Source organism: Kosakonia sp. SMBL-WEM22, from assembly GCF_014490785.1.
GTDB lineage: Bacteria > Pseudomonadota > Gammaproteobacteria > Enterobacterales > Enterobacteriaceae > Kosakonia.
Genome location: NZ_CP051488.1, coordinates 3,502,916 through 3,519,825, shown reverse-complemented (window position 1 = coordinate 3,519,825; position 16,910 = coordinate 3,502,916). Strand labels below are relative to the sequence as shown.

The 16,910-nt window shown below is 59.1% G+C and carries 14 protein-coding genes and 1 pseudogene; 12 read left to right on the top strand and 3 right to left on the bottom strand.

Translation table 11 applies throughout. The annotated features are described in order from the left end of the window. Positions 1–38: 38 nt before the first annotated feature. The 10 genes from hutI (at position 39) to HF650_RS16830 (ending at position 12,067) form a co-directional block, all read left to right on the top strand. On the top strand, positions 39–1,265 hold the full coding sequence (gene hutI / locus HF650_RS16875; RefSeq protein ID WP_187799607.1) for an imidazolonepropionase: 1,227 nt from the start codon (positions 39–41) through the stop codon (positions 1,263–1,265). Continuing rightward, positions 1,262–2,218: a formimidoylglutamase gene (gene hutG, locus HF650_RS16870; protein WP_187799606.1), complete on the top strand. Its 957-nt coding sequence runs from the start codon at positions 1,262–1,264 to the stop codon at positions 2,216–2,218. Before hutI ends, hutG begins: the two co-directional genes overlap by 4 nt. 40 nt (positions 2,219–2,258) lie before the next feature. Further along, positions 2,259–2,996 carry a histidine utilization repressor gene (locus tag HF650_RS16865; RefSeq protein ID WP_187799605.1) on the top strand — a complete coding sequence of 246 codons (738 nt, stop codon included), beginning with the start codon at positions 2,259–2,261 and terminating at the stop codon, positions 2,994–2,996. 139 nt (positions 2,997–3,135) lie between these two features. After that, positions 3,136–4,821, top strand: a complete 1,686-nt coding sequence (gene hutU / locus HF650_RS16860) for a urocanate hydratase (protein WP_187799604.1) — start codon at positions 3,136–3,138, stop codon at positions 4,819–4,821. Beyond that, a complete protein-coding gene (gene hutH / locus HF650_RS16855) occupies positions 4,818–6,353 on the top strand; it encodes a histidine ammonia-lyase (RefSeq protein ID WP_187799603.1) in 1,536 nt (511 codons plus the stop codon). The genes hutU and hutH overlap by 4 nt, the downstream gene beginning before the upstream one ends. 166 nt (positions 6,354–6,519) lie before the next feature. Next, positions 6,520–6,810: a putative T6SS immunity periplasmic lipoprotein gene (locus tag HF650_RS16850; RefSeq protein ID WP_223284192.1), complete on the top strand. Its 291-nt coding sequence runs from the start codon at positions 6,520–6,522 to the stop codon at positions 6,808–6,810. Positions 6,811–6,905: 95 nt separating this feature from the next. Beyond that, positions 6,906–7,538: a DNA-binding protein gene (locus HF650_RS16845; RefSeq protein WP_187799602.1), complete on the top strand. Its 633-nt coding sequence runs from the start codon at positions 6,906–6,908 to the stop codon at positions 7,536–7,538. A 191-nt stretch (positions 7,539–7,729) separates the two neighbouring features. Further along, a complete protein-coding gene (locus tag HF650_RS16840; protein ID WP_187799601.1) occupies positions 7,730–10,954 on the top strand; it encodes a molybdopterin cofactor-binding domain-containing protein in 3,225 nt (1,074 codons plus the stop codon). 2 nt (positions 10,955–10,956) lie between these two features. Then, complete coding sequence (locus HF650_RS16835) at positions 10,957–11,421, top strand: (2Fe-2S)-binding protein (RefSeq protein WP_187799600.1); 465 nt, start codon at positions 10,957–10,959, stop codon at positions 11,419–11,421. A 13-nt stretch (positions 11,422–11,434) separates the two neighbouring features. Beyond that, positions 11,435–12,067, top strand: a complete 633-nt coding sequence (locus HF650_RS16830) for an NTP transferase domain-containing protein (RefSeq protein WP_187799599.1) — start codon at positions 11,435–11,437, stop codon at positions 12,065–12,067. A gap of 5 nt (positions 12,068–12,072) precedes the next feature. On the opposite strand, the gene HF650_RS16825 is transcribed toward HF650_RS16830, so the two are convergent. After that, positions 12,073–12,948 carry a LysR family transcriptional regulator gene (locus HF650_RS16825; protein WP_187799598.1) on the bottom strand — a complete coding sequence of 292 codons (876 nt, stop codon included), beginning with the start codon at positions 12,946–12,948 and terminating at the stop codon, positions 12,073–12,075. Between the two features lie 115 nt (positions 12,949–13,063). Here HF650_RS16825 and HF650_RS16820 point away from each other — a divergent pair, with 115 nt between their 5' ends. Continuing rightward, complete coding sequence (locus tag HF650_RS16820; RefSeq protein WP_187799597.1) at positions 13,064–14,302, top strand: alpha/beta fold hydrolase; 1,239 nt, start codon at positions 13,064–13,066, stop codon at positions 14,300–14,302. 118 nt (positions 14,303–14,420) lie between these two features. Here HF650_RS16820 and HF650_RS16815 read toward each other — a convergent pair whose 3' ends face one another. Both HF650_RS16815 and HF650_RS25350 read right to left on the bottom strand, forming a co-directional pair. After that, positions 14,421–15,155 (bottom strand): mechanosensitive ion channel domain-containing protein, encoded by a 735-nt coding sequence (locus HF650_RS16815; RefSeq protein ID WP_346014257.1) that lies wholly within the window; start codon positions 15,153–15,155, stop codon positions 14,421–14,423. 107 nt (positions 15,156–15,262) lie between these two features. Next, positions 15,263–15,683: pseudogene (locus HF650_RS25350) on the bottom strand (hypothetical protein). A gap of 213 nt (positions 15,684–15,896) precedes the next feature. Here HF650_RS25350 and HF650_RS16810 point away from each other — a divergent pair. Beyond that, a complete protein-coding gene (locus HF650_RS16810; RefSeq protein WP_187802730.1) occupies positions 15,897–16,910 on the top strand; it encodes an NAD(P)-dependent alcohol dehydrogenase in 1,014 nt (337 codons plus the stop codon).

Sequence of the window (16,910 nt, the reverse complement as noted above, 5' to 3'; positions counted from 1 at the left end):
CAAATAAATGTCTATACAATACATGACAAGAGAACCATATGATTGAACTCACCTCTGACGACCATCTGTGGCATAACGCAACGCTTGTGACCATGGATCCCACGCGGGCAGAGCCCTATGGCCTGCTGAAGCGCCACGCCATCGTGGTGCGTAACGGGCAGATCCGGGCGATCGTGCCGGAGAGCGAACTGCCTGCGCACGCGCCGCAGAGCAGCGATCTGCAGGGCCGTCTGGTGACGCCCGGTTTAATCGACTGTCATACTCATCTTGTTTTTGCCGGCAACCGCGCCCAGGAGTGGGAGCAGCGGTTAAACGGAATCTCCTATCAGCAGATTAGCGCCGAAGGCGGCGGCATTAACGCCACCGTGCGCGCGATGCGGGAGTGCTCTGAAGGCGAACTGCTGGAACTGGCGCAGTCGCGGCTTGAGCGGCTGATGCGCGAAGGCGTCACCACCCTTGAGATCAAATCGGGCTATGGGCTGGATCTGGCCAACGAAGAGAAGATGCTGCGCGTCGCCGGCGCGCTGGCGCAAAACAATAGGGTTGAGGTAAGCCGCACGCTGCTCGCCGCGCACGCCGCGCCGCCGGAGTATAAAGCGGATCCGCAGGCCTACATTGATCTGGTCTGCCACACCATTTTACCCACCCTGGCGGACAAAGGGCTGTTTGAGGCGGTGGACGCATTTTGTGAAAACGTCGGCTTTACCCCGGCGCAAACCGAACAGGTGTTTCGCGCCGCGCAGGCGCTCGGCATTGCGGTGAAAGGCCATGTCGAGCAGCTCTCTTCGCTGGGCGGCGCGGAGCTGGTCAGCCGTTTTAACGGCTTATCCGCCGATCATATTGAGTACCTGAGCGAATCGGGCGTGATGGCGATGCGGGCCAGCGGCACTGTTGCCGTTCTGCTGCCCGGTGCCTTCTATTTTCTTAATGAAACACAAAAACCGCCGGTCGCCTTGCTGCGCCAGCAGGGCGTGCCGATGGCGGTGGCGACGGATTTCAACCCCGGCACCAGTCCGTTTGCCAGCCTGCATCTGGCAATGAATATGGCCTGCGTGAAGTTTGGCCTGACGCCGGAAGAGGCCTGGGCGGGCGTGACGCGCCATGCCGCTCAGGCGCTTGGTCGTAAACAAACCCATGGTCAGCTTGCCGCCGGGTTTGTTGCTGACTTTGTTGTCTGGGAAGCCGCGCATCCAGTGGAGATGATCTACGAGCCAGGCCGTAATCCCCTTTATCAACGCATTTTCCGTGGCGAGGTGACTGCATGAATCTATGGCAGCCGGTTGCGCCCGCGTGCTGGCAGGGCAGGGATGACAGCGGCGAAGCGGCGAATGCCCTGCGCCTGTTTCAGACCGTCACCCAGGCGGCAACATTTGCGCCAGGGCAGCATTGTGGCAAGACGGCGCTGCTTGGCTTTGCCTGTGATGAGGGCGTGAAGCGCAATCAGGGGCGTGCGGGTGCTGCAAAGGGGCCGTTCGCGCTGCGCAAAGCACTGGCAAATATGGCGAGCCACGCCGGGCATCAGCAGCTGGTCGATTTGGGCAACATTGTCGCCCAGCCGGAGGCGTTAGAGCAGGCGCAGCAGGCGCTGCATGATGCGGTGCTCGCCTGCCAGCAGGCGCAGATGCGCACGCTGGTGTTTGGCGGCGGGCATGAAACGGCGTTTGGTCATGGCTCGGCGATCCTGGATGCTTTCCCTGATGAGCAGGTCGCCATTATCAATCTCGATGCGCACCTCGATTTACGCCACGCGGCGCGCGCCAGCTCCGGCACGCCGTTTCGTCAGCTGGCGCAGCAGTGCGATGCTCAGCAGCGCGGCTTTCACTACAGCTGTTTCGGTGTGAGCCTGGCGGCCAATACTCAGGCGCTGTGGGATGAGGCAACGCGCCGCAACGTGACGGTAATTGAGGATTTGGCGCTGTTAAACGCCCTCGAAAGCGAAGCGCTACCCGAAGTTAAACGCATTATTAAGACGTTCGACAGAATCTACCTGACTATCGATCTTGACGTGCTGCCCGCCTGGGAGATGCCCGCCGTCTCTGCGCCAGCGGCGCTGGGCGTGCCGATGCATCTGCTGCTGCGCATTATTGAGCCGCTGTGCCGCAGTGGCAAAGTACAGGCAGTGGATCTGGTGGAGTTCAATCCGCAGTTCGATCACGCAGGGCAGGGCGCGAAAGTCGCTGCCCGGCTGGCCTGGCAAATCCTGCACTGGTGGCAGTGATATACTCGCCAGACAAATAACAATAAGGAATTACCGCGCTATGTATTCACCCCGCCCCCGGCTGGCCCCGGCCAACGCGCCCGTGCCCTTTTACGAGAAGGTTAAGCAGGCCATTAGCGAGAAGATCGCCGCCGGTATCTGGCGTCCGCACGACCGCATTCCCTCTGAAGCGGAGCTGGTAGCGCAGTTTGGTTTTAGCCGCATGACCATTAACCGCGCGGTGCGCGCGCTGACCGATGAGGGGTTACTGGTGCGCCTGCAGGGCGTCGGTACCTTTGTTGCCGAGCCGAAAGGGCAATCGGCGCTCTTCGAGGTGCGCAGCATCGCCGATGAGATTGCCGACCGTCATCATCAGCACCGCTGCGAAGTGCTGCTGCTGGAGGCGCGCGAAGCCGATGCAACCCAGGCCGCGGCGTTAAACGTGGCGGAAGGAACACGCATTTTTCACTCGCGGATGGTGCATTTTGAGAATGGCATCCCGGTGCAGATTGAGGAGCGCTGGGTGAATGCCGACGTGGTGCCGGAGTATCTGCAGCAGGATTATACGCAGACCACCGCTCATGCTTATTTGTCGCTGATTGCGCCACTCACCGAAGGGGAGCACATTGTGGAAGCGGTTCACGCGTCGGCTGACGACTGCCGTCTGTTGCAGATTCAGGAGCACGATCCCTGCCTGCTGATCCGCCGCCGCACCTGGTCGACCTCGCAGATTGTCTCCCACGCCAGCCTGCTTTACCCCGGCGCCCGCTACCGTTTACAGGGCCATTTCGGCTCCTGAACGCTGCCAGCAGCAAAAGCGTGATTGTTAGCGCACTATCAGAAAAATGTATCTTAAGTGTTAAAACCTGCCTTGCGCGTAATTGTATAGACAAGTATATGTGTTTACACACTCATCGCGTGATTTCAGGAGAACAACGATGTCGCATACCCCCTCTCGCCCGCAGGCGATCCGCGCTCCGCGAGGCACGGCGCTGACGGCTAAAAGCTGGCTGACCGAAGCGCCGCTGCGCATGTTAATGAACAACCTCGACCCGGAGGTGGCGGAAAACCCGCAGGCGCTGGTGGTGTATGGCGGTATCGGGCGCGCGGCACGCAACTGGGCGTGCTACGACGCCATCGTGAAGGCGTTGACCAGGCTGGAGAGCGATGAAACGCTGCTGGTGCAGTCCGGCAAGCCGGTCGGCGTGTTTAAAACTCACGAAAACGCGCCGCGCGTATTGATTGCTAACTCTAACCTCGTGCCGCACTGGGCCAGTTGGGAGCACTTTAACGAGCTGGATGCGAAAGGGCTGGCGATGTATGGCCAGATGACCGCCGGAAGCTGGATCTACATCGGCAGCCAGGGGATCATCCAGGGCACCTATGAAACCTTTGTTGAAGCCGGGCGTCAGCATTATGGCGGCGACTTAACCGGGCGCTGGGTGCTAACCGCCGGGCTGGGCGGCATGGGCGGCGCACAGCCGCTGGCGGCGACGCTGGCCGGTGCCTGTTCGCTGGTGATTGAGTGCCAGCAGAGCCGTATTGATTTTCGCCTGCGCACCCGCTATGTCGATGAGCAGGCCAGCTCCCTCGACGACGCGCTGGCGAGAATCAAACGCTACACCGCAGAGCGGCGGGCGGTTTCCGTGGCGCTATGCGCCAATGCCGCCGACGTGTTGCCGCAACTGGTGCAGCGCGGCGTGCGCCCGGATATGGTCACCGATCAAACCAGTGCCCACGATCCGCTGCATGGCTACCTGCCAACAGGCTGGTCATGGGAAGAGTATCAACACAAAGCAGAATCCGACCCGCAGCAGACCGTGCAGGCGGCGAAAGCGAGCATGGCTGAGCATGTTAAAGCGATGCTCGCTTTTCAGCAGATGGGGGTGCCGACCTTTGATTACGGCAATAACATTCGTCAGATGGCGAAGGAGATGGGCGTCGGCAACGCCTTCGATTTCCCCGGTTTTGTCCCGGCGTATATTCGCCCACTCTTCTGCCGCGGCATTGGTCCGTTCCGCTGGGTGGCGCTCTCCGGCGAGGCGGAGGATATCTATAAAACCGATGCCAAAGTGAAAGCAATGATTGACGATCCGCATCTGCACCGCTGGCTCGATATGGCGCGCGAGCGCATCAGCTTCCAGGGCTTACCGGCGCGCATCTGCTGGGTGGGGCTGGAGTGGCGGCAAAAACTGGGGCTGGCGTTTAACGAAATGGTGCGCAGCGGCGAAGTCTCCGCGCCGATTGTGATTGGCCGCGACCACCTTGACTCTGGCTCGGTTGCCAGCCCGAACCGCGAAACCGAAGCGATGCGCGACGGCTCCGATGCCGTCTCCGACTGGCCGCTGCTCAACGCGCTGCTTAACACCGCCAGCGGTGCCACCTGGGTCTCGCTGCACCACGGCGGCGGCGTCGGCATGGGCTTTTCACAGCATGCGGGCATGGTGATTGTCTGCGACGGCAGCGATGAAGCGGCAGCGCGGATTGCCCGCGTGCTGCATAACGATCCCGCCACTGGTGTAATGCGTCACGCCGATGCGGGTTATGAGAGCGCCATTGCGTGCGCGGTTGAACAAGGGCTTGACTTACCGATGGTAGCTGCCACACAGGGGAAACGTTCATGAACAGCACGCTACACCTTATTCCCGGCCAGCTGACGCTGGCGCAGCTGCGCGATGCCTGGCGGCAGCCGTTGCATGTGACGCTCGATGAGCGCGCTTTTGCCGCCATTGAACAGAGTGTTGCCTGCGTGAATGCCATTATGACCGAGGGGCGCACGGCGTACGGTATCAACACCGGCTTTGGCCTGCTGGCGCAGACGCGCATCGCCACCGAAGATCTGGAAAATCTGCAACGTTCGCTGGTGCTCTCCCATGCCGCAGGCGTTGGCGAGCCGCTGGATGAGGCGATGGTGCGCCTGATGATGCTGCTGAAAATCAACAGCCTGGCGCGCGGCTTCTCCGGCATCCGCTTACAGGTGATCCAGCTGCTGGTGGATATGCTCAACGCCGGCGTCTATCCGTGGATCCCGGCGAAAGGCTCCGTTGGCGCTTCAGGCGATCTCGCCCCGCTGGCGCATCTCTCTCTGACGCTGCTTGGCGAAGGTAAAGCGCGCTTTGAGGGGGAGTGGCTCTCCTCCCGCGAGGCGCTTAAACGTGCCGGTCTGGCACCGCTGACGCTGGCGGCAAAAGAGGGGCTTGCCCTGCTGAACGGCACGCAAACTTCGACCGCTTTTGCGCTGCGCGGGCTGTTTGAAGCCGAAGATCTCTTTGCCTCGGCGGTGGTATGCGGGGCGCTGACCACCGAAGCGGCACTCGGCTCCCGTCGGCCTTTTGATGCGCGCATTCACGACGTGCGCGGTCAGCGCGGGCAGATCGACGCCGCCGCGCTCTACCGCCATCTGCTGACCGATGACAGCGCGGTTGCGCAGTCGCACCACAACTGCAATAAGGTGCAGGATCCCTACTCATTGCGCTGCCAGCCGCAGGTGATGGGCGCATGTTTAACGCAACTGCGCTTTGCCGCTGGGGTGCTGTTAACCGAGGCGAATGCGGTTTCCGATAATCCGCTGGTCTTCGCTGCAGAGAATGAGGTTATCTCCGGCGGCAACTTCCATGCCGAGCCGGTCGCGATGGCGGCCGACAACCTCGCGCTGGCGATTGCTGAAATCGGCGCGCTGGCGGAGCGGCGCATCGCCCTGCTGATGGACAGCCATATGTCGCAGCTGCCCCCCTTCCTGGTGAAAAACGGCGGCGTCAACTCCGGGTTTATGATTGCCCAGGTGACGGCAGCGGCGCTGGCAAGTGAAAACAAAGCGCTGGCGCACCCGCACAGCGTCGACAGCCTGCCGACCTCTGCCAATCAGGAGGATCACGTCTCAATGGCACCCGCCGCCGGTCGCCGCCTGTGGGAGATGGCAGCGAATACCCGCGGCGTGATTGCCGTCGAGTGGCTGGCCGCCTGCCAGGGGCTGGATATGCGCGAAGGCTTAACCACCAGCCCGCTGCTGGAGCAGGCCCGCAGCCTGCTGCGTGCGCAGGTCACGCACTATGCGCAGGACCGCTTCTTCGCCCCCGATATCGAGGCCGCCATGACGCTGCTCAGCGCCGGCCATTTGCGGCAACTGCTGCCAGAAATACTTTCACCTACAAACTGAAAACCAGGCCCGGCACCGAAGCCGGGCTTTTTGTTTATTGCCGCTATATGAGAAAAGCGTTTAACTGACCGCTACGATTTCTTATGGACAAGGATGAATTATGTACAAAACGCTACTGTTAATCCCTCTGTTTCTTCTCACTGGTTGCCCTGGGCCTGGCGATCGTATGGTTAAAAAAATACCCGCTGAGGTAACGACAAAGGAGAATCATGTTTGTATTACCTATGCGGTGAAGCCGGGCGATCGCATTACCTCCCTGCAAATTGGTAGTGAGTCCGGGGAGGCATGGTATGAGGTATTTAATGACAAGCCGGTGCTGCCGCGCAGCGGCGAATGTCTGCCGACCTGGAATTACCCTTTCACTAAGAACAAAACCTATACACTCTTTTATGGCCTGAGCAATGACAGCCAGCCCGATAAACAACTTATCCAGGCCGCATTCACCTTCGCGCCATGACGGCTATCACGGCGCGGCGATGGCGGCTTCCGGTTAGGTCACGGAGTTGGTAAATTGAGCCACGGAAACTGACATCATGCAGAAGGGAAGGCCGGGTGAGCGGGAAAATTGATTATCAGATTGAGAAATACAGCTTTGCCGATGTCGCCGGCACGCCGCGTCTGGCACAGCAGTGGCGTGATGTGCTGGATGAGTGCCGCCAGCTTAATGCCGGAGCCGAAGAGCGGCTGCGCATCGCGCTGCTCAATGTCGATTACGTTACCAGCTTTGAGCTGCCCTTCCGTTTACTCCTCACCCGTGCGCCGCAGCTAATTGCCGCGCTGCGCAACGAATTCAGTCTGGCGCAGAAAAATGTCATCTTTAACGGCAAGCGCTTTGGCTGCGTCTACAGCCTGAAAACCGATTTAAGCGACATTCCCGATACCTTTCAGTACCGGCTGGCGACCCGCATCCGGCGCATCGATCCGACCGGTACGACGGCCGCGCCCTACCAGCAGATCGCCAAAGAGATAAAAGCCCCGCGTGAGCGGCTGAAACAGGCGCTGGAGTCCGGGTTGCAGGTCACCGCGCTGGATGGTCTGTTCTGGTTTGGGCTGCAACGCATTGCGGCGGATGTGCAGCGGCTGCGCAAAAGCGGGATGGCGATCGCCACTGCCGAAACCGAGGTGTTCGATGATCTCACCGGCACCACGCGCCTGATGCCCGTTTACCGCCGCGTTGAAAAATAGCCGCCATCGGCGGTGAATTTATCAAAGTGATACTTCTTTTCCCGGCTTGATAACCGCCGGGCGCGCATCTGCCTGCTTTTTATCCGTTATTGCCGCTTTTCGCCCTGTTTCGTCTCATTTTTGCCCGGAATGAAAGTGGCATAGCCATTGCTTATAGGACTCATCCTTTTGCTAGTGGAGAGCGCATAACAATGGAGACGGTGCTGGTTGGCAGTGAAGTCGCCCGCGTAGACGGGCTGGCCAAAGTCAGGGGAACGGCGATTTATGGCGACGATATCCGGCTAAAAAACATGCTTTACGGCGTCTGTCGCTATGTCGATATCGCCGCGGGTCGGGTTGATTCAGTCGATATCCGTGAAGCGGAAAAGGTGCCCGGTGTGGTGCGTATCGCGACGTGGAAAGATATCCCCGGTCAGCGCAAGCTGGGGGTAATTATCCCCGATTACCCGCCAATCATCGAAAACGAGGTGGCCTATCGCGGCGACGTGATTGCCGTTGTGGCCGCCCAGAGCTATCAGGCCGCCTGCCTGGCGGTAGACAAAATTAAGCTCACCTACTCGCCCTGCGAGCCGATCACTTCCCCGGAAGAGGCTCTGAAACCGGGCGCGCGGCTGATCCATAGTTCCCTTGAGAGCAACATCATCAACCGCCATCACACGGTGAAAGGGGATATTGAGGCCGGGTTTGCCGCCTCGACGAAGATTATTGAGCGCGACTATGAGGTGGGGTTCCAGGAGCACGCCTACATCGAGCCGGAGTCGATCACCGCGTGGCTGGATGATGATCAGCAAATTATGACCCTCGCCGGATCGATTCAGAACGCCCACCGTATCCGCGGCATTGTCGCCAAATACCTCAATCTGCCGCAGAGTAAAGTAAATGTGAAACGCTCGGTGCTTGGCGGCTCGTTTGGCGGCAAAGATGACATCATTGATAACCTCGCCTGCCGCGCGGCGCTGCTGGCGCAGCTTACCGGGCGTCCGGTCAAGATGACCTATAACCGCGAGCAGTCGATGCGCGAGAGCTATAAGCGCCACCCCTATAAATTGCATTACCGCATTGGCCTTGATGATGACGCCCGCATTCAGGCGATGCAGATCAATATCATCGCCGACGGCGGCAGCTACGCCGGGCAGACGGTGTTCGTCACCTGGCGCAGCTCGGTGCAGGCGGCGGGGCCCTATAACATTCCCAACGTGCGCGTCGATATCACCGGTGTCTACACCAACAACAACTACACCTCGGCTTATCGCGGGTACGGCGCGCCACAAATCATCTTCGCCAATGAGTCCCTGATGGATGAGGTGGCAGAGATCGTGGGGCTTTCGCCGGTAGAGCTGCGGCTGCGCAATATTCTGCGCCAGGGCGATACCAGCATGGCCGGTCAGCGTATGTGCGACCACACCGTCTCGGCGCAGGAGGTGCTGGAAACATCGGTGTTGAAAGCCGAATTCGAGGCACGGCGAGCGCACTATCAGCAGCTGAATGCCCAGGGCGGCCCGGTGCGTTACGGCATCGGCCTGGCGTTAAGCCACCGCGGCTGTTCGCTCGGTGCGGAGGGGCTGGACGCCTCATCCGCGCTGATGCAGGTCAATGCCGACGGCAGCATCAATATCTCCACCTCGGTCTCGGAGAACGGGCAGGGGTTGCAAACCACCATGTCGCTACTGGCGGCAGAAGCCTTCGGCATTCCGCTTGCGCACGTCACCTTTAGCGAACCGGCGACGGCGATGATTGCCGATGGCGGCTCTACCGTCGCCTCGCGCGGCACGTTGATGGGCGGGCAGGCGATCCTCAGCGCCGCCAACACTATCAAAAAACGGATGGCCGCTGCCATTTCAGCAACGCTGCAGGCCGCTGAGATGGCGGATCTGGTGTGGCGCGACGGGTGCGTCTTCAACCGCCATCAGCCGCAACGCAGCCTCACTTTTCAGCAGGTGGTCGATATGACCCGCGCCACCGGCGCGAATTTATCCGCCTATGGCTGGCATGTGGCACCGCCGATTCACTGGGATGAGGAGAAGGGGAGCGGCAGCCCCTATTTCACCTGGGTTTATGGCTGCCAGATTGCCGATGTGGCGGTCGATCTGCGTACTGGCAAAGTGACGGTCAACAGCGTGGTTGCGACCCACGATGTCGGCAAGGTGATCAATCCGGTCGGCTTTAATGGCCAGGTTTACGGCGGCGTACTGCAAGGGATGATTGGCTACGGCATGCTGGAGGACTTCAATACCGAGCAGGGAGTGGTGAAGTCGGAGAATTTCGACACCTATCTGTTGCCGACCATCAAAGATATGCCGCCCATTATCATCAACGCCATCGAAAATGCCGATAAAGCGGGGCCGATGGGGGGGAAAGTGATCGGCGAGCCGGTGCTTGAACTCGGCGCCGCGGCGCTCAATAACGCGGTGAGTTTCGCCATCGGCCGCTTTAACCGCACGCTACCGCTGACGCTTGAGCAGGTCAGGCTCGGTTATAACCTGAAAAAACCGGCGCGCCAGAGCGAGCGGCTATTTGATTGCGGGCCGAAAAAAGAGGTGCACCGGCTTAATACGGTGTCGCTGAAAGTGGCGCATACGCTAAAAGAAGCGTTAACCCTGATGGCGGAAAACACAGCGCAGCCGATTGCCGGCGGCACGGATGTGCTGGTGCAGGCGCGCCTGCGCTGCGACGCGGTGCCGCTGGTCAATATTGCCGGGCTGGCTGAACTGAAAGAGATCTTCGATCTCGACGGCGGGCTGTCGATTGGTGCCGGGGTCTGCTTTAGCGATTTGATCAAACATCCGCTGGTGCAGCAGCGCTACCCGCTGCTTATCACCGCCTGTAAAACCATCGGCTCGTTACAGCTTCGCAACCGCGCCACGCTCGGCGGCAATGTGGTCAATGCCGCGCCCTGCGCCGACTCCCTGCCGCCGCTGATTATCTATGACGCACAGGTAGAGTTGCGCAGCCTGCGTGGTACGCGCCGTCTGCCGGTGAGCGAGTTTGTCACTGATGGCTATCGCACTGGTATCGCTGCCGATGAACTGGTCACGCGCTTTATTCTGCCGGTGCCGATGACCCAGCCGCTGGTGGAGTGCTACCTGCAACTGGGGCGGCGCAATGCGCTCAACATCACGCGGCAAAGCCTGACCGGACAATTCCATGTCGATAGCCAGGGCACCATCCGCATTTGTCGGCTGGTCGACGGCGCGCTGATGCGAACACCGCAGCGGCTAAGCCCGGTGGAGGAGGCATTAGTCGGCCAGCCTTTGAACGCAGCCTCGATTGATAAAGCCGCGCAGGTGCTGAAAGGGCTGGTGGATGAAGCCATCGGTGGGCGCTGGTCTGCGCCGTACAAAATCCCGGTATTTGTCGACATGTTCCGCCTGATGATGCAGGACGTGATAACTGAGCAGAGCAACGAAGGAGCGTGAAGATGCACTCAATTGAACTGAAAGTGAATGGCATCCGTATTCGCCGCGACGTGGAGGATAACCTGCGGCTTATCGATCTGCTGCGCGACGATTTACGCCTGACCGGCACCAAAGAGGGGTGTTCCGTGGGCGAGTGCGGTGCCTGCACCGTCATCCTGGATAGCAAGGCGGTCTGCTCATGCCTGCTGCTCGCCGCCCAGTGCCACGGCGCGGAGGTGACGACCATTGAAGCCCTGCATCACGACCCGGTGGGCAAGCGTCTGCAAAATGCCTTTGTGCGCCACGGCGGCGTGCAGTGCGGCTTCTGCACGCCTGGCGTGCTAATGAGCACTAAAGCGCTGCTGGATAAGACCTCCGCGCCGGATGATGAGGCGCTGAAAGAGGCGCTGGAGGGGAATTTGTGCCGCTGTACCGGCTACCAACCAATCATCACCTCCATCAAAGCGGTGCTGAAGGGCGAGGCGTGAAAAGGGGCGAGCGATGAGTGAAAAGGCGTTAATTGAGTGCGTCATGCTGGCGGCGGGGTTATCCAGCCGGATGGGCGACTGGAAAATGATGCTGCCCTGGGGGGCGGGCACGCTGCTCGACAGCGCACTGCGCAGCGCCTTTTCCCTCTGCGACCGGGTGATCCTGGTTACCGGGCACCGCGGCGATGAGCTGGCGCGTTATTACCGCGGGCAGCCCGCCATTACGCTTGTCCACAACCCCGATTACGCCTCGGGGATGTTCTCTTCGGTGCAGTGCGGTGCGGCGGCGGTAACTTCGCGGCGCTTTTTTCTGGCGCTGGGCGATATGCCGGAGGTGACGCCAGCGGTCTACAGCGCGTTATGGCAATATCCGGATCATGACCACTGCCTGGTGCCCGGTTATGACCAGGGCCGGGGTCACCCGGTACTGCTCCCGGCGCAGGCGCTTACGCTTATCAGCAACGCGCCAGCCAACAGCAGATTAGAGACAATTGTTCGCCAGATCGGCACCTGCACGGTTGCCGTTGATGAGCCGGGGATCCATTGCGATATCGACACGCCAGCGCAATATCGCCAGCGAGCCGAGCTTAACCGCTTACTTGATACGCTGCCGCGGCGGTGCATCAATCCACGTGATGGTCGGTAATTTCGTCAGGCCATTTTTGTCTGCGCAAGGATCGCCATTAAAAATTCCGCCACCGCTTTGATGCGTGCCGAGGCGATAAGATCGGCATGGGTCACCAGCCAGAGCTCTTCACTCAGCACCTGGCCGGGCGGTATCACTTCGACTAAGCCGGGCTGCCGGGCGGCGATAAAGCAGGGCAGCACCGCCAGCCCAAGGCCGGCGTTGACGGCAGAGAGCTGGGTCACCAGGCTGGTGGTGGCAAGCATTGAGGTTTTATCCTCAACGTGTTTATCAAACCAACGGGCGGCGGGAAGATGGTTGAACGAACTGTCCCAGGTAATAAAACGCCGTCCGGACAAGGGCGCATTTTCCGGCGCAGGGTGGTCGCGCAGATAACTCTCTGCGGCGTAGACCGCCGAGGTCATCACCCCGGCTTTACGGATCTTGAGCGTGTTTTGCTCCGGGCGCACCAGGCGCAGCGCGATATCGGCATCGTTTCGCACCACCGAGACGGTATTGACCCCGGTAATCAGCTCGAGGCGGATCGCCGGGTAGTCGGCCTGCAACTGTGGCAGAGCCGGGATAATCAGATGGTTGGCCAGGGTCTCGGCCGTCGCCAGACGCACGGTTCCCGCCGCGACGCGATCCCGCCCGGCAAAGGCGTGCTCCAGCGCGCCGACCCGGCTATCCACCTCTTCGGCATAATTAAGCAGCGCTTGCCCGGCATCGGTAAGAAAGTAACCGGTCTGATGATGCAGAAACAGGCTGGTTCGCAGGCTGCTCTCCAGCGCGCTAATTCTGCGCGACACCGTCGACTGGCTCACTTTTAGCGTGGCCGCAGTTTTAGTCAGGCTGTTGGTGCGCGCAACGGCCAAAAAGAAGCGTAAATCGTTCCAGTCCATGGTCTCTGTTTTCTGTTTATGCAAAATGATTCGCCGATTTTATCCGTAGTTTTCAAAATATGGAAAAAATAGACTTCTGTTACAGCATCAATATCTGAAAAACAGGAGTGAGCAGATGGAATTCACAGCGAAGCAGCCCGCTGCCAGAGCGGTAGTAGAAGCTTACCTTGCGGCGTTTGCCGCGGGCAGGGTAGAGGAGATTATCAGCCTGCTGGCAGACGACGTGGTGTGGCATATCGACGGCGAACCAACGGTTTCTACCGTCGGGCTGTTGCAGGGGCCTGAGCAGGTCCGGCGCTGGTTAATGGCTTTCCCGCAGAACTTTAGGCCGCGGGAATTTGTCATTAATGACATCATCGCGCAGCACGACAGCGTGCTGGTGCTGGGGCGTTTTCGCCACACGGTGGTCAGCACGCAGCACACCGTCGGCAGCGATATGATCATCCACTTTACGGTTACCGACGGGAAAATTCGCCGTTATCAAATCTTTGAAGACTCGGCGCTGCTGGCGAGAGCCTTTAATGCGGAGGATGAGTGGTCGCTGCAGCAGGTGCGCATTAATGGCACGCTCTACCGCTATCGCGATATTGGCGAAGGACCAACGCTGCTTTTTGCCCACGGGCTTTTCGCCAGTCATCATATTTTTGCCGCACAGCTTCAGGCCCTGAGCCACGCTTATCGCTGCATTGTTCTCGATATGCCGGGACACGGCCTGAGCGGCTACGATCCCACCGGCTGGACGCTTGACGACCTGAGCCGCGATCTGGCGCTGATGATAGATGAACTGGCGCTCGGCAAGGTCACTATTGTGGGGCAGAGCCAGGGTGCGATGGTAGCGCTGCGACTGGCGGCACGTCATCCAGAGCAACTGGCAGGGCTGGTGCTGATTGGCACCAGCGCGCGGGCGGAGTTGCCGGAACGGCTGGAAAACTGGCGCAGCCAGCGCGAAACGCTGCTCACCGGCTCGCATGCGGCGCGGGAAGCACTTTTTACCACCATTCAGGGGTATGTCAACGGTGCCGAATGGCTGCAACACCATTCCCATGAGGCCGCCGGGGAGCGCGCAATGATGCATGACCACGACCGCGAAGGATTAGCGCTGGCGCTGGATGCCGCCGTGTTTAACAGGGGGGATATCACGCACCTGTTACCAACGATCACCGCACCAACGCTGGTGATCGTCGGGGAAGAGGATAGGGCCACACCAGTTGAATTAAGCAAGGAGATCGCCGCGCTTCTGCCTGACGCCCATCTGCTTACGCTGGCAAAAACTGGCCACCACCCGCCAACAGAGGCTGCCGAGGCGGTGACGGCGGCGATTGCCGGGTTTGTCGCAGCTAACAGCAATACATAGCGGTCATAAAAAAGCCTCATCAGAGGCTTTATATGCGACGGCAGTTCGCTGCCGGATACGAAGCAGAACCGGCATGGGGAGAGGGCTCCCGCGCCCGGTCACCTACATATTTCCCCCGCTAAACCTGTTGCCCGTCGGTGGGCGGCACGCTTCTCTGCATCGCGTGTTGCTGCGATAAGCGCCAGAAATCGTGGCCTGCGGGATATTGATATAAGCGCAGGGAGAATTGTCCTGCTACCGCGGTGATATATTCAAATATCGCTGATTGCGTATTCTCATAATCCGCCCACAGGGTCGACGTGGTGAAGCAGTAAATCTCCAGCGGGATGCCGGCCGGTGACGGTTTTAGTGTTCTGACGACAATGTACATCTCTTTGACAATATCCTGCCGCTCGGCGAGATAAGCCATTAAATAGTGGCGGAAGAGGGTTAAATTTGTCAGGCCATTATCGATAAACCAGCTGTCCGCCACGCCCATCGGATCGCGGCCATCGAGCAGTTTTGACAGGGGGTCACTCACGCCGCGTATCGCCAGCATGGGAGCCAGCATCTCCTGCGAGAGAAAGGTCACCGAGTGCTGATCAATATTTGTGCTGCGCATAATGCGGCGCGCGCCGGAGGAGAACATCGCCTGCCAGTTGGTATAGGTTTCCGTAAGGAAGTTTTTCGTCGGAATACGGGAGATGGTGTTATCCCAGTTACGGATAGTGATGGTGTGCAGCGCGATATCGGTCACTTCACCGCTCAGGTTTTTATCCGGCATCTCAATCCAGTCCCCCAGTTGCAGGACATCATTTGAGGAGACCTGAACGTTGGCGACCAGCGAGAGCAGGGTGTGTTGAAACACTAACATCAGCACCGCCGCCACGGCACCAAGGCTGGAGATGATAATGGCTGGCGATTTGTTCGACATCACCGCGAGGATCATGATCGCGGCAATAACGTGAATTAAGATTTTGCCTATCTGGATATAGCCCTTAATCGAGTGATTTTTACGCTTGGTCTTGCGCAGATAGGAGCTATTAACAATATCCAGCATCTCGTTGAAAAATACCGAGAGAAAAATAAAGAACAAAATGCCGCACATGGTATTTATGGCCGTCACCAGCGATGCTGGCATATTTTCCATAAACTGCAGCAGGTAATAGACCGTAAGAACCGGCACGAAGTTGGAGAGCTTTTCGGCAATACGGCGATCTTTTTCCAGCGGCACATCTTTTTTATGGCTGGCAAAGAAGACTTTACGCACGACTTTTATCAGCAGGAATTTGCACATCAGGTGCGCGAACATGCCAGCGACGATCAGCAAAATAATATTTAAAACAATGGCCAGCGCCGGCCTGCCTTCAATAAACGTCAATAAAGAATTCAAATACGCCATTACTTATCGCCTGAACGAGTATGCCTCTGTATTAGCTCTGCTGGCAGGCATATATACAGAAATTTAACCAATTCGCATCATGACATAACACAGGGATATAAGTCCACGCCGGGCAGCGGTGTGCCGACGGTCACAAAAACGCTCGCCTTTAACAAAGTGGGCCTATGATTTAGGCTGGTTAACGCAAATTTACGCTGTAACAGGAGAAGCATGATGAAAGCAGTCACACTTAACGCGCCGGGCGGCCTGGAAAACATTACCGTCTCCGATATCGCCGATCCGGGCAGACCCGGCACGGGTGAAATTCGGGTTGCGATTAAAGCCAGCTCGCTGAACTTTCATGATTTGATTGTTGCCAGCGGCCAGTTCCCGACTGAGGACGGCCGCATCCTGCTGTCCGATGGCGCGGGCGTGGTTGAAGAGGTGGGCGAGGGCGTTGAGGAGTTTGCCGTCGGCGATTGCGTGGTCTCTACCTTTTTCCCCATCTGGCTGGCAGGCAAGCCGGGCCCCGAGGTGAGCGGCTTTGCTCATACGCCCGGTGACGGCGTCGATGGCATGGCAAGTGAATACGTTGTGCGCTCGCAAAACGCCTTCACCCATGCGCCGCAGGGATGGAGCCACAAAGAGGCCGCGACCATCACCACTTCAGCCCTGACCGCCTGGCGGGCGCTGGTGGTGGATGGCAACCTGAAAGCGGGCGAAACGGTGCTGGTTCAGGGCACCGGCGGCGTCTCTATCGCCGCGCTGCAGATTGCGAAAGCGATGGGCGCGAAAGTTATCGCGACCTCCTCTTCCGATAAGAAGCTTGATGTTGTGCGTGAGCTGGGTGCGGATGAGACCATCAACTACAAAACCACGCCGGAATGGGGAGACAAAGTGCTGGAGCTGACCCAGGGGTTTGGCGTCGATCACGTGGTGGAAGTGGGCGGCCCGGCCACGCTGAAAGAGTCCCTTAAGGCGGTGAAGGTCGGCGGACATATCGCGCAGATTGGTATCCTGTCTGGCGATGAGGCGAGCGTCTCGGTGCTCTCTCTGCTGGCGAAACAGGTGCAGATCAAAGGGGTGATTGTGGCAAGCCGCCAGGATCAGATCGATTTTGTGAAGGCGCTGGAAGTGATGAAGCAAAAGCCGATTATCGATCGCACCTTCCGCTATGAGGCGCTGGGCGAAGCCTTTGCCTATCAGCAGAGCGGTTCCCATCTGGGTAAAATCTGCGTCGAGTGGTAA

Bases quoted from the DNA above. Each gene is read 5' to 3' on its own strand.
- hutI (WP_187799607.1), top strand. From the start codon at position 39: ATGATTGAACTCACCTCTGACGACCATCTGTGGCATAACGCAACGCTT.
- hutG (WP_187799606.1), top strand. From the start codon at position 1,262: ATGAATCTATGGCAGCCGGTTGCGCCCGCGTGCTGGCAGGGCAGGGAT.
- HF650_RS16865 (WP_187799605.1), top strand. From the start codon at position 2,259: ATGTATTCACCCCGCCCCCGGCTGGCCCCGGCCAACGCGCCCGTGCCC.
- hutU (WP_187799604.1), top strand. From the start codon at position 3,136: ATGTCGCATACCCCCTCTCGCCCGCAGGCGATCCGCGCTCCGCGAGGC.
- hutH (WP_187799603.1), top strand. From the start codon at position 4,818: ATGAACAGCACGCTACACCTTATTCCCGGCCAGCTGACGCTGGCGCAG.
- HF650_RS16850 (WP_223284192.1), top strand. From the start codon at position 6,520: ATGGTTAAAAAAATACCCGCTGAGGTAACGACAAAGGAGAATCATGTT.
- HF650_RS16840 (WP_187799601.1), top strand. From the start codon at position 7,730: ATGGAGACGGTGCTGGTTGGCAGTGAAGTCGCCCGCGTAGACGGGCTG.
- HF650_RS16835 (WP_187799600.1), top strand. From the start codon at position 10,957: ATGCACTCAATTGAACTGAAAGTGAATGGCATCCGTATTCGCCGCGAC.
- HF650_RS16830 (WP_187799599.1), top strand. From the start codon at position 11,435: ATGAGTGAAAAGGCGTTAATTGAGTGCGTCATGCTGGCGGCGGGGTTA.
- HF650_RS16825 (WP_187799598.1), bottom strand. From the start codon at position 12,948: ATGGACTGGAACGATTTACGCTTCTTTTTGGCCGTTGCGCGCACCAAC.
- HF650_RS16820 (WP_187799597.1), top strand. From the start codon at position 13,064: ATGGAATTCACAGCGAAGCAGCCCGCTGCCAGAGCGGTAGTAGAAGCT.
- HF650_RS16815 (WP_346014257.1), bottom strand. From the start codon at position 15,155: ATGTTAGTGTTTCAACACACCCTGCTCTCGCTGGTCGCCAACGTTCAG.
- HF650_RS16810 (WP_187802730.1), top strand. From the start codon at position 15,897: ATGAAAGCAGTCACACTTAACGCGCCGGGCGGCCTGGAAAACATTACC.